Raw genomic sequence first — 14,357 nt, forward strand, 5'->3', positions numbered from 1 at the left:
ATCCACTTGGTGAAGGAATAGATTATGAACATGACAAAAAAAATGGTACTTGCTGCGGTTGTACTTCCTCTTACTCTTGGTACTGCTAGTGTTTTCGCATACGGTGGTGGTAAAGGGCAACACAAAGGATCTGATGATGAATGTGGTCGTGGAGCAGATCGCGGCATTATGCAGCAATTAGACCTTACGGCTGACCAACAAGCAAAACTCAAAGAGATGCGCGGCGCAAACCGTGATCAAATGAAAAATGAATTTAAAGGTCAAAAGCAAGCTCAGATGCAGGCGCATCACGCTAAAGTTCAAGCCTTGGTGCTAGCCGATAACTTTGATGAAGCTGCTGCGAATGAACTAGCAAAAGAGATGGTTGACCAGCAAGTATCTCATCGTGTGAAAATGCTTGAAAAGCGTCATGACATGTTGAGTGTGCTCACTCCAGAACAAAAAGTTAAATTCCAAGAGTTGCAGCAAGAACGTATGCAAAAATGTATGGCAAATGGCCAAAAAAAGATGAAGAAAAACGGTTAATTACCGCAACAGGCCTCTCTATGAGGCCTGTTCATTTTTGTGGCATATTCATTGTCAGCTGAAGAAGGTATACTTTCACTACACTTTCTTCATGATTTCGGTGCTATGAAACAAGAATACGCCCGCTTGGTTACCCTTGCCGCATGGACAGCAACAATGGTTGCAACTGTGCTTCTGATTGTCAAAGTGATCGCTTGGTGGATCACAGGCTCTGTCAGTTTACTCGCCTCACTGATCGATTCTTTACTCGATATTGCTGCCTCGGTGGTCAATTTGATTGTGGTGCGCTATGCATTACAACCGGCAGATAAAGAGCATGCCTTTGGGCATGGTAAAGCAGAGTCCTTGGCCGCACTGGCGCAAGCGATGTTTATTTCAGGTTCTGCCTGTTTCCTCATTCTTAATGGTGTTGACCGATTTTTCCGCCCACATGAATTAACCTCTCCCGAATATGGGGTTTACGTTAGTTTCTTTGCCATGGTAGTAACATCCGGTTTGGTGATGTTCCAAAAGCATGTGGTGAAGAAAACCGGCAGTCAGGCGATAGCCGCTGATTCTCTACATTATCAAACTGATCTTTTCATGAACGCTGCTATTATGCTGGCGCTAGCACTGAGCTGGTATGGCTTTAAGCAGGCAGATGCGGTATTTGCGGTCGGGATTGGTCTTTATATCTTATACAGTGCATTTCGTATGGTGATGGAAGCGATTCAAACCTTACTCGATCGAAAACTACCTGATGAAGAATTAGCGCAGATCCATGCCGAGTGTTTGTCTGTTGAAGGGGTATTAGGGGTTCATGAACTGCGAACACGAATGTCAGGTCCTGTAAGATTCATTCAATTGCATTTGGAATTAGATGACAACATGCCATTGATTGAAGCGCATCGCATTGCTGATGATGTAGAAGATAAATTGCTCGACGCTTTTCCTGGGGCAGATGTATTAATCCATCAAGATCCTTACTCAGTTGTGTTTGGCTCAGAAAAAAAGCAAAAAACACAAGGCTGGTAGCGACAGAAATACGCTTATTGGCTATCTTTTGTGTGAGTAATAAACAAGTGTGATTCTGATGTGAATCAACAAAGTATTAACGCAAAGCTGTAATACTCTTACATAAGTAGCAAAGTTACATAATTTCACGCAAATAACAGTAGTATTCCTTTTTAGGAAAGGTAACATTGCGCGTAGATTATCAAGATTTTGTTGCCTGTTTTGTCGTTAACAGGCAGCGTTAAAATTAGTATTAAGTTTACAAAAAATCGAGGGTGAGCATGATTAAGAAAATCGGTGTTTTGACAAGTGGCGGTGACGCACCTGGTATGAATGCAGCAATTCGTGGTGTTGTTCGTACTGCGCTAGGTGCTGATTTGGAAGTATATGGTATTTATGATGGCTACCTTGGCCTGTACGAAGACCGTATCAAGCAACTTGACCGCTCAAGTGTTTCTGATGTGATCAACAAGGGTGGTACATTCCTTGGTTCGGCACGTTTCCCTGAGTTTCGTGAAGTCGCGGTTCGTGAGAAAGCGATTGAAAACCTGAAAAAACACGGCATCGATGCTCTTGTGGTTATCGGTGGTGATGGCTCTTATATGGGCGCAAAAAAACTGACTGAGATGGGTTTCCCATGTATCGGTCTGCCTGGCACTATCGATAACGATATCGCAGGTACTGATTACACTATCGGTTACTTAACAGCATTAAATACAGTCATTGATGCGATTGACCGTTTACGTGATACTTCTTCATCTCACCAACGTATTTCTATTGTTGAGATCATGGGCCGTCACTGTGGTGATTTGACGCTGATGTCTGCCATTGCGGGTGGTTGTGAGTACATCATTACTCCTGAAACTGGCCTGGATATGGCGCAGCTTACCGCGAATATCCAAGATGGCATTAAGAAAGGTAAAAAGCATGCGATTATTGCTTTAACCGAGCTAATGATGGATGCCAACCAACTGGCGAAAGAAATTGAAAAAGCGACGGGTCGTGAAACTCGTGCGACAGTACTTGGTCACATTCAACGTGGTGGTCGTCCAACAGCATTTGACCGTGTGCTAGCATCACGCATGGGTAACTTCGCTGTTCACCTACTGCTTGATGGTCAAGGTGGTCGTTGTGTTGGTATTCAAAAAGAGCAGTTAGTTCACCATGACATCATTGATGCTATCGAAAACATGAAGCGTCCAGTACGTCATGACTTGTTCAAAGTGGCTGAAGAGTTGTTCTAATCTGAGCTATACCCTTCCTACTTGAAGTTGCAGCGGTGTTGGCTACGTTTGCTCACCCCAATCACATAGTTTATCTATGCTCATGGGGATTCACTCACTTGCCGCCTACCTGAAACTTCAAGTTGTTTGGGGATATGTTGTAAATTGAACTTGAAAAAAAGACCGCATTTGCGGTCTTTTTGTCTTTTCACACTATAGGATGATTTCACGTACTTCAGGATCTTTGCGTTCCAAGTAGTGAATAGATTTGATACGACGAATGGTACGACAACGGCCACGGATCAATAGAGTTTCAGTGGTCGCAATATTGCCTTTGCGCGTTATACCTTCTAATAAATCACCTTTGGTGATGCCGGTTGCAGAGAAAATGACATTATCGCTACGCGCCATGTCTTCCATTTTCAGCACTACACCCGCTTCAACGCCCATTTCAGCACAACGAGCGAGCTCTTTTGCGCCATAAATACGGTTTTCTTCGGTATTGCCCTTTACTTCATGACGAGGCAGTAGACGACCGTGCATGTCGCCATCAAGAGCGCGAATGACAGCAGCAGATACCACACCTTCAGGTGCGCCACCGATACAATACATCACATCCACTTCGCTATCTGGCATACAAGTTAAAATAGAAGCAGCCACATCACCGTCAGGCACAGCGAAAACGCGAACGCCCATCTGTTGCATCTGTGCAATCATCGCATCGTGGCGAGGTTTGGCTAAAGTGGTGACGACTAGGGTATCGAGTGGTTTATTGAGTGCTGCGGCGATATTTTCTAGGTTCTCTTTTAATGGTTTGTTGAGGTCAATACAGCCTTTTGCACCAGGACCAACCACCAATTTTTCCATGTACATATCTGGGGCTTTAAGGAAACTTCCTTTTTCGCCAGCGGCTAATACAGCCAGCGCGTTAGATTGCCCCATAGCGGTCATGCGAGTACCTTCAATGGGGTCGACTGCGATATCAACTTTGTCGCCACCTAGGCCTACTTGCTCACCAATATAAAGCATCGGCGCGTCGTCGATTTCGCCTTCACCAATGACAATTTCACCTAAGATTTCGGTTTTGTTGAGAAGATTACGCATGACTTCGACTGCCGCGCCGTCTGCGGCATTTTTATCGCCTCGACCAAGCCATTTATAACCAGCCAGTGCAGCACCTTCGGTTACCCGAGAGAATGCCATTGCTAAATCGCGTTTCATGCTAACTCCAAAGAAAAGGGAATAGGAAATTTCGGCGGCGATTTTAACATATCAAATCGGAAACGTTTGCTTTTTTAGTTCGTAAGGATTGCACTTGATCAAATCCAAGCGTTAAATTTGCGAAATCAGCGTGGAGAAATACTGTTTTACCGAGTCGCTGTGTGGCTTAAGTTAGGCTAGGGTCAATTTGAGTTTGTTTTTTAACCGAATAGTGAAAAATTTCGCATATAGTGAGTGTTTATAAGCTCCGGGCTGAGTAGAATGGCTCAATAAGTGAAATTATGTTCACCTCAACCGAATCATTAAGGGTATGCACCATGTCTTTTGAAGTATTAGAACTACTAGAAGCAAAAATTCAAACCGCTGTTGACACAATTGCACTTCTGCAAATGGAAGTTGAAGAGTTAAAAGAAGAGAAACAGCAGTTGATCACTGAAGCTAATGAGCTAAAAGCGGGTCGTGAAGAGCTTGAGCAAAAAGCACAACAAATGCAGCAAGAACATGCCGCATGGCAAGACCGTATTCGTAACCTATTAGGTAAGATGGATGACGTAGAGTAATCTTTCTGCTTGCGATTAAAATAACAATGCCGACGAATGTCGGCATTGTTATTTTAAGTTTCTTTTACTGGATGGTTATGCTTTCGGTCTTACGCCCAATGTATGACATAGCGCATAGGTCATTTCGGCACGGTTTAGCGTATAGAAATGGAAATCTTTTACCCCTTCACGGCTTAAAATTCTGACCATGTCGATAGCTTGACTTGCCCCGACAAGCTGGCGAGTGGTTGGGTCATCATCTAATCCATCGAACTGTTTTGCCATCCAACCAGGCACTTTGACATTGTTTTGTGCAGCAAAGCGCGAGGCTTGTTTGAAGTTGGATACAGGCAAAATTCCCGGTACGATTTCAACATCAATACCCGCCGCCACGCAGCGGTCACGAAAACGTAAGTAGCTTTCTACATCAAAGAAGAACTGGGTAATCGCGCGGTTGGCACCGGCATCAACTTTACGTTTTAGATTAAGTAGGTCAGCTTGCGCACTTTTTGCTTCAGGGTGAACCTCTGGAAAGGCGGCAACAGATATATCAAAATCATGACGTGCTTTTAGTAACTCAACCAGATCTGAAGCATACATTTCTGGCTTGCCACCACCGACAGGAATATCCCCACGCAATGCCACAATGCTTTGAATGCCGTTGTTCCAGTAATCGTCAGCAATTTGAATAAGCTCTTCACGTGATGCATCGATGCAAGTCAAATGAGGGGCTGCGATTAAGCCGGTTTGATCTTTGATCTCTTTAATGATGGAGTGAGTACGGTCGCGTTCGCCAGAGTTTGCACCATAAGTGACAGAAACAAATTTTGGTTGCAGCGTTTTTAAGCGGTGTACCGAATTCCACAGTGTCTCTTCCATCTTTTCAGAGCTCGGTGGGAAAAATTCAAATGACACATTAATATTGTCAGACAGCTCTGCAATGTTTTGGTTTAGTGCATCGATATGACTGGCGTGCGTGTATCCCATCTTACTTCTCCCTGTGGCGAACTTCCCGCCAAATTAAAATCCCTTGAATTGACGTTTGGACGTCTATATGTCCACAGAATGTATTGAATACGTTTTAATGTCAACACTGTAATCATGAAGAATATTCATGTTGAATGTGAGTAGAACTCAAGTGAAACACCGATATAACTCGCAATCAGTTATAGCATTCTTTGTTGGCCAAAAACAAACAAAGGAGCCAATGGCTCCTTTAGTTAAAGAAAACTAGACAGCAAGTTTAAATCCGACTGGATTGCCCCTGCAGTTACTTCTCGGCCTGCTCCTGGCCCGCGAATAACCAATGGATTATCACGATACCATTTACTCTCGATAGCAAAAATATTGTCACACGGCAGGAGATTAGCTAAAGCGTGTTCGCGATCCAGCGCTTCAACCCCAACAGTGGCTTTACCATTCTTTTCAAGCCTTGCTACGTAGCGCAGTACTTTTTCTTCACGTTGTGCTTTTTCAAGACGTTCAGCCAATCTCTCACTCAGTAGTTGGCTCTTATCTAAGAAGTCATCTAACGATAGATCTTTAAGCTCTTCAGGTACCAGTGATTCGACTTTTACGTTTTCTGGCTCAATGTGTAGGCCAGATTCACGAGCTAAAATGACCAGCTTGCGCATCACATCAGAGCCATCGAGGTCACTACGAGGATCGGGTTCTGTTAAGCCTTGTTGCCAAGCAAGATCGACTAACTCGCTAAAGGGAATCGAACCATCAAATTGTTGGAATAGCCATGATAGCGTGCCAGAGAAAATGCCTGACAGCGCGACAATATCATCACCACTTTCACGTAGGTCACGAACGGTATGGTTGATAGGCAAACCGGCACCAACAGTCGCATTGTATAACCAATGGCGGCTGATCTTAGCAAAAGCATCTTTCACTTGATGATACGACTGACTAGAGGCGGAGCCTGCGACTTTGTTGGCGGAAATTAAGTGCATGCCATGCTCGGCAATATCGAGGTAACGCTCTGCGAGTTCAGAACTGGCTGTGACATCTAACACGATGAGATCATCATATCCTTGGATATTACTCAAGTGTTGTAGCCATTCCTTACCTTGGTAAGAGATGGCTTCATCATTAAATCGTTCGAGTACCGATTCAGCATTGATGCCTTGTTCATCAAACCAATAGGTTTGGCTGTCGATAACCGCCACCAGTTCAAAGTTCATTCCACGTCGCTTTTCAAGCTCTGATTTTTGCTCTGCAAATAATTTCAGCCAACTCGAACCAATATTACCTTTGCCACATAACGCTAACGCAACACGTTTTTGCGCTTGGAAAAGTTGATTGTGCATTCCTATTACTAGTGGTTCTACTGCGGTTTTGCGTAGCACGGCAACTAAACTCAGCCCAGACTCTGACTCGCAAATAAATTCAACCGGGGATGATCTCAACTGTTGGTAAAAACCGTAGCAGTGATTTGGGTTTTTGGTGACGCCTGCGCCAACCGCGCCAACTAAAGAAAACCCTTCTTTGAGTTTAATTTCAGCTTCGAAAGCCGTGTCTTGAAGGTGGGCGAGAGCACCTCCTGAAATTTCAGTGGTGTAGGCTAGACGTAAGCGGTGTTGATCAGCTTGCGCTTCAAACGCTAGCGGTTCAAGTTGGGCACGTTGTAAGCTGCGCAGAACACTGCTTTGCAGACGTTGGAAGTCATGACCGTGGCTAAAGGAAAGCTCAATCAGCAAGACATCTTCTAACGAGGTGATGATCTTAGCCCCACGTCCAGAAGCAAGCACACGCTCGATATGGGTTGAACCGGACTCGGGTTGATAACTGCAACGTAAGTGTAAATCCATCGAGCTTTGAGCGACAGGTTGTAAAGTTCGGCTGTGCAATACTGGCGCGGCCAAGCGCGCCAGTTCGCTGGTTTCGTCTAAGCGCAGCAGTGGCAGCAAACAAGCATCGCTGACAATGCGTGGGTCTGCGCTGTATACCCCAGCGACGTCGCTCCAAATCGTAACTCGGTTAACTTCGGCCAATGCACCGATCATGGTGGCGGAATAGTCAGAACCATTACGGCCTAGCAATACGGTATCGCCTTGCTCATTTTGTGCCATAAAACCAGTAATGATGATGCGATGATGAACATGCTGTGCCAGAATTTCTTTTAAAAGAGGATAGGAGCGTGAGCGGTCAACTTCCGGTTGTGTGCCTGTTTCAGCGCGCAGAAAAGCTCGCGCGTCTTGAGCAACCGCGGCAAGATCATTTTGGTTGAGTAATGCGGTTAGTAAACGTGAAGACCAAACTTCACCATGGCCCAATACGCTGGCTTGTTGGGCTGCACTTAGCGGTGCAGACAATTCACCTAACGCGCGTATTTCGGCATTTAATAGGTCGCGCAACGTATTGGCTGAGTTGTCATCAAGTAGTGCGTCGATTAAGTTAGTTTGAAATTGACGAACCGCTTGTAGGTTCTCATGCGCTAATCGGCCATCTTTTTTGAGAGCCTCAAGAAAGGCGATCAAGTGATTGGTGGTTTTGCCTGCCGCAGAAACCACCACTAAGTCGTTATTGTGTGAATACTCTTTTAAGATATTCACCACTCTTTTATAACATTCAGGGTCAGCAAGGCTACTGCCACCAAATTTATGCAGTTGTCGCAATGCAGTCATTAAAATGCCTCCTTGGCTTTGGCAAAGGCTTGTTGTAGATCGGCAATTAAATCATGAGCATCTTCTAAACCCACTGACAGGCGTAATAGTTGCGTTGAAATGCCGGCTTCAGCTAAAGCTTCGTCACCCATAGCGCGATGTGTCATTGATGCTGGATGGCAAATGAGGCTTTCGACACCGCCCAAAGATTCAGCCAGTGAGAACAGCTCTAACTGGCCGACAAAAAACTTCAACTGCTCAAAGCTTCCGGCAAATTCAAAACTGAGCATTGAGCCAAATCCTGACTGCTGTTTTTTCGCAATTTCATGGCCTGGGTGTTGTGGCAGGCTTGGGTGATAAATCGTTTTCACCAATGCTTCGTGTTGCAAATAAGCTAAGATTGCACCAGCATTTTCCTCATGAACACGCATGCGAGCACCCAACGTACGAATACCACGTAGTGTCATATAGCTGTCAAATGGTGTTCCCGTTGCGCCAAGGCAGTTGCCCCACCAGGCTAATTCTTCTGCGTGCTGCTCGGTTTTGGTAATAACAACGCCACCGATCACATCAGAGTGACCATTGATGTATTTTGTAGTGGAGTGGATAACGAAGTCTGCCCCAAGCAACAATGGTTTTTGAAATATAGGGGTAAGGAAGGTGTTATCGACGGCCACGAGCGCACCAACCTGATGCGCTTGGTGACAAATGTCGGCAATATCGACAACGCGCACAAGTGGGTTAGAGGGGGTTTCTAGCAATACCAATTTCGGTTTTTTAGCCAGCGCAGCACTTAAAGCTTCATGGTCAGATTGATCAACAAACAAGACATTGAAATCGCCTTTTTTGGCGCGAGTATTAAATAGACGATAAGTACCGCCATAACAGTCATGGGGGGCAACAATTAGATCATTTGCGCTAAGAAATGCAGACGCCCATAAATTGAGTGCAGAAGTGCCGCAGTTAGTGACGACAGCGCCAAGACCGGACTCGAGCTCATACAGCGCTTTTTCAAGCAAGCCGCGGTTTGGATTCCCTGAACGGGTGTAATCGTATTGAGGTACTTCACCAAAAGCAGGAAAGCCATAATTTGTCGAAAGATAAATTGGTGGTACAACAGCGTGGTATTGAGAATCTGATTCAATACCAGTACGAACAGCGATGGTGGCTGGCTTGCGAGTGGTCATAACGGTTTCCTTGCCTAATAAACTCACTGAGAGTGACATCCTACAGGGGTATTCTTATCTTCTTTAGAGTTGCCGCCGAGAGAAACTCAAGTTACTTTGGGTATACACCATATCTGATAATGTTTGATATTGCTGCTTCCCAGACTGATAGCGTTACACTTTACCGATCAAAAAATAAGACGTCAACACTTCCAGACGTCTATATGTCTTTGCTTATGGCGGTAAATCCCGCTAAAATCAGCCATCAAACTTTTTCTGACAAATTACGATAACGAAGGTGCGCAATGGCAGACTGGAATGGGGAATACATTAGCCCATACGCTGAACACGGTAAAAAAAGTGAGCAGGTGAAAAAAATCACCGTTTCAATCCCATTGAAAGTGCTGAAAATATTAACTGATGAACGCACTCGCCGTCAGATCAATAACTTACGTCATGCAACCAACAGTGAGTTGCTATGCGAAGCTTTTTTGCATGCTTATACCGGCCAACCTTTACCGACCGATGAAGATTTAAGAAAAGATCGCCCAGATGATATTCCAACAGAAGCGAAAGCATTGATGACCGCGATGGGCATTGAGTTTGAAGCATACGATGATGAAGCGTAACGCGCCACATCGATAACACTTTGTCTTTATTTTTGGAAAAGTGACCACAATGGTGTGCTGATCTGCAAAACCTGTACATGATTTTTCTGATATCACTCAAAAACAAAAAAAACCGCAGAACGAAAGCTGCGGTTTTTTTGTTTTCAAGCGACAACGTTACTCTTGCATGTAGCCTTCTGGCATTTCAATGCGAGCTACGCCTGAGTCAACCGCTGCCTGAGCGACGGCTTTTGCTACGCGAGGTAGTAGGCGAGGATCCATTGGTTTTGGAATGATGTAGTCAGGACCAAAACTTAGAGACTCAACTCCAGCTGCTTTAAGTACTTCAACAGGCACTTCTTCTTTGGCCAGTTCGCGAATGGCTTCGACAGCCGCTAACTTCATTTGATCATTGATTTCACTGGCGCGTACATCTAAAGCGCCGCGGAAGATGAATGGGAAACACAATACGTTATTAACTTGGTTTGGATAGTCACTGCGGCCAGTACCCATAATTAAATCATCACGTACTGCATTGGCAAGTTCTGGCTTAATTTCAGGATCTGGGTTTGAACAAGCGAACACAACCGGCTTGTCGGCCATCAGTTTCAATGCTTCAGCAGGCAGTAGGTTTGGGCCTGATACTCCTAGGAATAAATCAGCGCCAGTGATGGCGTCTTCCAAGGTTCGCTTATCGGTGTTGCTCGCAAAAAGCTGCTTATATTCATTCAGATCATCACGGCGGGTGTGAATCACACCTTTACGATCAAGCATGTAGATTTTTTCACGCATCGCCCCACATTTGATCAGCAGTTCCATACATGCTGTTGCTGCTGCACCTGCACCAAGACAGACAATGGTACATTCGTTTAGATTTTTGCCTTGTAGTTCAATAGCATTGAGCATGCCCGCTGCCGTAACAATTGCCGTTCCGTGCTGATCATCGTGGAAAACTGGAATATTACAACGCTCAATTAAGCGACGTTCAATTTCAAAGCAGTCTGGTGCTTTGATGTCTTCGAGGTTAATGCCACCAAACGTATCGGCAATATTGGCGACGGTATCGACGAATTCATCAATGGTACGGTGTTTTACTTCAATGTCGATTGAATCAAGGCCAGCAAAACGCTTGAATAATAGTGCTTTACCTTCCATTACTGGCTTAGAAGCCATTGGCCCTAAGTTGCCTAAACCAAGAATTGCAGTGCCGTTAGAGATAACCGCGACCATGTTGCCTTTCGCTGTATATTTATAAACGTTATCTACATTTTGTGCGATTTCACGAACCGGTTCAGCAACGCCAGGGCTGTAAGCTAGCGCGAGATCTTCAGCTGAGTCTGCTGGTTTCGTGAGAGATACCGCGATTTTACCTGCCGTCGGGTAAGCGTGGTAATCGAGCGCACGTTGGCGAAATTGTTCTTCTGCAGTCAATTCTTGATTATGGTCATCTGACATAGGTTTAGGTGCTCGTATTGGGTTGGAAAGGTCAATGATTCTAATGGATGTCAGTCAAACTTCCTAGGTGGGAACGCGACGTGCTTCATTAAAAATGGCTGGAAATCGCGCTGATAAGACCAGAGAGTGATGACAAAGATCACTATATAAAAAAATGCCAATAAAAAAGGATGCCGAAGCATCCTTTTTTAATTCTATTACAAAATAGTAAATAATTACTTTTTGCTAGATAGAGCACCGAAACGCTTGTTGAAGCGATCTACACGGCCGCCTGTATCAACGATACGTTGCTTACCAGTGTAGAATGGGTGACATTTGTCACACACGTCTAGGTGGATAGATTCTTTGCCTAGAGTTGAGCTGAACTCGAATGCGTTGCCGCAAGAACAAGTTGCGCTAACTGCTTTGTATTCTGGGTGGATACCAGCTTTCATGGGATAACCTCAAATTGGGCCGTGTCGCTATCCGAATCTGAGCCGGACACCACACGTAGTTAATAAAAAATGTTGATACCGCTTCATGTTCAATAGTGAGCACTAAGCCATATCATCAAGGCGCGATATATTAATGAATCATCTGCAGTGGATCAAGCCATTTCGCCGCTATTTTCGCCACATTTTTGTACAGTGACGAAGCTCGAATTTAATGGAAGCATCCAGTAGACTGTGTTTTCTTACTTTTTGTACCACTAATGGACGATTATGCGCCCCACCATTGCACGAGTTGCCTTACCTGTACCACTGGATAAACAGTTTGATTATCAGATCCCTGGGCATCTGTTTCCGATTGTAGGTGGACGAGTGTCGGTGCCGTTTGGTCGTCAGACTCTAGTTGGGGTTGTTACGGCATTGGTCAGTGAATCGGATTTTCCATTAGATCAGCTCAAGCCGCTCAAGCAAGTATTAGATAACCAACCCGTATGGTCAGATAAACTCTACCGTTTACTGTCGTGGAGCAGTCAATTTTACCAATACCCATTGGGCGAAACCTTGTTTAATGCACTACCTTCAGCATTACGCAAAGGCAAAGCGGCCGATTTCTCTACTTTACTGGAATGGCAATTGACGGTTGCCGGACGCAATCAATTGATGCAAGGTTTTGGTCGAGCGGTTAAACAAGCCAAAGTAATGAAAATGCTCGAAGGTGGGGCGGTTTCACACCAACAGTTTATTGATGAAGAAGTAAGCAGCGCAGTATTAAAAACGCTAGAGGAAAAAGGGTGGATTGAATCTGTTGAAAAGAAACCCATTGCCAAAGCGTGGCCACAACAATTAGAAGCGGCAGTTGAAAAGCCTAAGCTAAACCATGAGCAGGTGATCGCGATTGCCTCTATCAACAGCCACACCCAATTTGCTTGTTATCTGCTCGAAGGCGTTACAGGTTCTGGGAAAACAGAAGTCTATTTAAACCTCATTAAACCAGTATTAGAAAAAGGACGCCAAGCGTTAGTTTTAGTGCCTGAGATTGGCCTAACTCCACAAACGATCAACCGTTTTCGTAAGCGATTTAATGTGCCTGTGGAGGTGGTGCACTCTGGGCTCAATGATACTGAACGCCTTAATGCGTGGCTCGCGGCTCGCGACAAAATAGCGGGTATTGTTATTGGCACCCGTTCAGCTCTGCTGACCCCTTTTGCTGACCTTGGCATTATTATCGTTGATGAAGAGCATGACGCGTCTTATAAGCAACAAGATAGTTTGCGTTATCACGCACGCGATGTCGCGGTGATGCGTGCTCATCTTGAGCAAATCCCAATTGTACTTGGTTCGGCCACTCCGGCTTTAGAAACATTACATAATGCGTTAACGGGCAAATATCACCACCTAACGCTGACCCAGCGCGCTGGTGTGGCGGTTCCAACCAAGAATAAAGTGTTGGACGTCAAAGGTCTGTTTTTAGAAAGTGGTTTATCAGCACCATTAATTGCCGAGATGAGAAAACATCTGAGTGCGGGCAATCAAGTGATGCTGTTTCTTAACCGACGTGGTTTTTCTCCGGCGCTGATGTGCCATGAATGTGGCTGGATAGCGGAATGTAAGCGCTGTGATGCTTACTATACCTTCCATCAATACAGCAGTGAGATGCGCTGTCACCATTGCGGTTCACAGCGTCCTGTGGTGCATCAATGCCAAGGATGTGGCTCAACTCAATTGGTGACCGTTGGCGTTGGGACTGAGCAACTCGAAGCGCAACTGGCGCAGATTTTTCCTGATTACAAGACCATTCGTATTGATCGCGACAGCACGCGTCGTAAAGGCAGCTTGGAAAACGCGTTGGTTTCGATTCGCAATGGTGAATATAAAATATTAATTGGCACTCAAATGCTTGCTAAAGGACACCATTTTCCCGATGTCACTTTGGTTGCACTATTGGATATCGATGGATCGCTATACAGCAGTGATTTTCGCGCCTCGGAACGTTTGGCTCAGCTGTTTACTCAAGTGGCGGGACGAGCAGGGCGAGCGAGTAAACCAGGGGAGGTTATTTTGCAAACTCACCACCCCGAGCACAGCTTGTTGCAAGCGTTACTGAACAAGGACTATCACCACTTTGCGCAAACCGCCCTAGAAGAACGAAAAATCGCGATGCTGCCACCTTATACTTACTTGACCTTATTTAAAGCGGAGGGCAATCAAGCGCAGATGGTTGAAGAGTTTTTACGCCAAGTTCGCCATACTCTAGAGGCTCACCCTTTATTTGATGAGAGCTGTTTAGTGCTTGGGCCCACTCCGGCACCACTGGCTAAACGAGCGGGTAAATTTCGTTGGCAACTGCTGTTGCAAACTCAGACTCGTTCGTTGATGCAAAAGTTATTAATGAGTGCTAAGCCAGCGATCACTCTGTTGCCATTATCTAAAAAAATTCGTTGGTCTTTAGATATTGAACCGCAAGATCTCAGTTAAACCTGGCTATCGTTTTTTGTGTAATAAGCTGTAACGCATTGAAGCAAACGAGTGCTAAAAAATCATGCTGTTATTTTTATCAAGAAAATGAATCATCATCACTGTGATGAAGT

General features: G+C 45.0%; 12 protein-coding genes. 6 read left to right on the plus strand and 6 right to left on the minus strand.

Annotation, left to right across the window (positions count from 1 at the left end; translation table 11 throughout):
- Positions 1-24 precede the first annotated feature (24 nt).
- The 3 genes from EYW48_RS01840 to pfkA all read left to right on the plus strand — a co-directional run bounded on the left by EYW48_RS01840 (position 25) and on the right by pfkA (position 2,762).
- A complete protein-coding gene (locus tag EYW48_RS01840; RefSeq protein ID WP_053309620.1) occupies positions 25-525 on the plus strand; it encodes a CpxP family protein in 501 nt (166 codons plus the stop codon).
- 105 nt (positions 526-630) lie between these two features.
- Entirely contained in the window at positions 631-1,539 is a 909-nt protein-coding gene (fieF, locus tag EYW48_RS01845; protein ID WP_176246604.1) for a CDF family cation-efflux transporter FieF, read from the plus strand.
- Between the two features lie 260 nt (positions 1,540-1,799).
- Positions 1,800-2,762, plus strand: coding sequence for a 6-phosphofructokinase (pfkA, locus tag EYW48_RS01850; RefSeq protein ID WP_053309619.1), 963 nt, complete (start codon positions 1,800-1,802; stop codon positions 2,760-2,762).
- A gap of 192 nt (positions 2,763-2,954) precedes the next feature.
- Here the strand turns inward: pfkA and glpX are convergent, their stop codons facing one another.
- Positions 2,955-3,962 carry a class II fructose-bisphosphatase gene (gene glpX, locus EYW48_RS01855; protein WP_053309618.1) on the minus strand — a complete coding sequence of 336 codons (1,008 nt, stop codon included), beginning with the start codon at positions 3,960-3,962 and terminating at the stop codon, positions 2,955-2,957.
- A 317-nt stretch (positions 3,963-4,279) separates the two neighbouring features.
- On the opposite strand from glpX, the gene zapB reads away from it, so the two are divergent.
- The gene (gene zapB / locus EYW48_RS01860; RefSeq protein ID WP_053309617.1) at positions 4,280-4,522 is read left to right on the plus strand and encodes a cell division protein ZapB; all 243 of its coding nucleotides are present in this window, start codon (positions 4,280-4,282) and stop codon (positions 4,520-4,522) included.
- Positions 4,523-4,597: 75 nt separating this feature from the next.
- On the opposite strand, the gene metF is transcribed toward zapB, so the two are convergent.
- The 3 genes from metF to EYW48_RS01875 form a co-directional block, all read right to left on the minus strand.
- On the minus strand, positions 4,598-5,488 hold the full coding sequence (gene metF / locus EYW48_RS01865; protein WP_053309616.1) for a methylenetetrahydrofolate reductase: 891 nt from the start codon (positions 5,486-5,488) through the stop codon (positions 4,598-4,600).
- Between the two features lie 233 nt (positions 5,489-5,721).
- Complete coding sequence (locus tag EYW48_RS01870; RefSeq protein ID WP_277431807.1) at positions 5,722-8,133, minus strand: bifunctional aspartate kinase/homoserine dehydrogenase II; 2,412 nt, start codon at positions 8,131-8,133, stop codon at positions 5,722-5,724.
- Positions 8,133-9,299, minus strand: a complete 1,167-nt coding sequence (locus EYW48_RS01875) for an O-succinylhomoserine (thiol)-lyase (RefSeq protein WP_171980958.1) — start codon at positions 9,297-9,299, stop codon at positions 8,133-8,135. The genes EYW48_RS01870 and EYW48_RS01875 overlap by 1 nt, the downstream gene beginning before the upstream one ends.
- 284 nt (positions 9,300-9,583) lie before the next feature.
- Here EYW48_RS01875 and metJ point away from each other — a divergent pair, with 284 nt between their 5' ends.
- Positions 9,584-9,907 carry a met regulon transcriptional regulator MetJ gene (gene metJ / locus EYW48_RS01880; protein ID WP_053309613.1) on the plus strand — a complete coding sequence of 108 codons (324 nt, stop codon included), beginning with the start codon at positions 9,584-9,586 and terminating at the stop codon, positions 9,905-9,907.
- A 156-nt stretch (positions 9,908-10,063) separates the two neighbouring features.
- Here metJ and EYW48_RS01885 read toward each other — a convergent pair whose 3' ends face one another.
- Complete coding sequence (locus EYW48_RS01885; RefSeq protein ID WP_053309612.1) at positions 10,064-11,341, minus strand: malic enzyme-like NAD(P)-binding protein; 1,278 nt, start codon at positions 11,339-11,341, stop codon at positions 10,064-10,066.
- A gap of 215 nt (positions 11,342-11,556) precedes the next feature.
- Positions 11,557-11,775: a 50S ribosomal protein L31 gene (rpmE, locus tag EYW48_RS01890; RefSeq protein ID WP_053309611.1), complete on the minus strand. Its 219-nt coding sequence runs from the start codon at positions 11,773-11,775 to the stop codon at positions 11,557-11,559.
- A gap of 267 nt (positions 11,776-12,042) precedes the next feature.
- On the opposite strand from rpmE, the gene priA reads away from it, so the two are divergent.
- Entirely contained in the window at positions 12,043-14,244 is a 2,202-nt protein-coding gene (priA, locus tag EYW48_RS01895; RefSeq protein WP_171980959.1) for a primosomal protein N', read from the plus strand.
- Positions 14,245-14,357 lie beyond the last annotated feature (113 nt).

It is taken from the genome of Vibrio sp. 1180_3 (assembly GCF_029478545.1).
Classification (GTDB): domain Bacteria; phylum Pseudomonadota; class Gammaproteobacteria; order Enterobacterales; family Vibrionaceae; genus Vibrio; species Vibrio aestuarianus.

Coding starts and splice junctions, on each gene's coding strand:
- EYW48_RS01840 (WP_053309620.1), top strand. CDS start 25: ATGAACATGACAAAAAAAATGGTACTTGCTGCGGTTGTACTTCCTCTT.
- fieF (WP_176246604.1), top strand. CDS start 631: ATGAAACAAGAATACGCCCGCTTGGTTACCCTTGCCGCATGGACAGCA.
- pfkA (WP_053309619.1), top strand. CDS start 1,800: ATGATTAAGAAAATCGGTGTTTTGACAAGTGGCGGTGACGCACCTGGT.
- glpX (WP_053309618.1), bottom strand. CDS start 3,962: ATGAAACGCGATTTAGCAATGGCATTCTCTCGGGTAACCGAAGGTGCT.
- zapB (WP_053309617.1), top strand. CDS start 4,280: ATGTCTTTTGAAGTATTAGAACTACTAGAAGCAAAAATTCAAACCGCT.
- metF (WP_053309616.1), bottom strand. CDS start 5,488: ATGGGATACACGCACGCCAGTCATATCGATGCACTAAACCAAAACATT.
- EYW48_RS01870 (WP_277431807.1), bottom strand. CDS start 8,133: ATGACTGCATTGCGACAACTGCATAAATTTGGTGGCAGTAGCCTTGCT.
- EYW48_RS01875 (WP_171980958.1), bottom strand. CDS start 9,299: ATGACCACTCGCAAGCCAGCCACCATCGCTGTTCGTACTGGTATTGAA.
- metJ (WP_053309613.1), top strand. CDS start 9,584: ATGGCAGACTGGAATGGGGAATACATTAGCCCATACGCTGAACACGGT.
- EYW48_RS01885 (WP_053309612.1), bottom strand. CDS start 11,341: ATGTCAGATGACCATAATCAAGAATTGACTGCAGAAGAACAATTTCGC.
- rpmE (WP_053309611.1), bottom strand. CDS start 11,775: ATGAAAGCTGGTATCCACCCAGAATACAAAGCAGTTAGCGCAACTTGT.
- priA (WP_171980959.1), top strand. CDS start 12,043: ATGCGCCCCACCATTGCACGAGTTGCCTTACCTGTACCACTGGATAAA.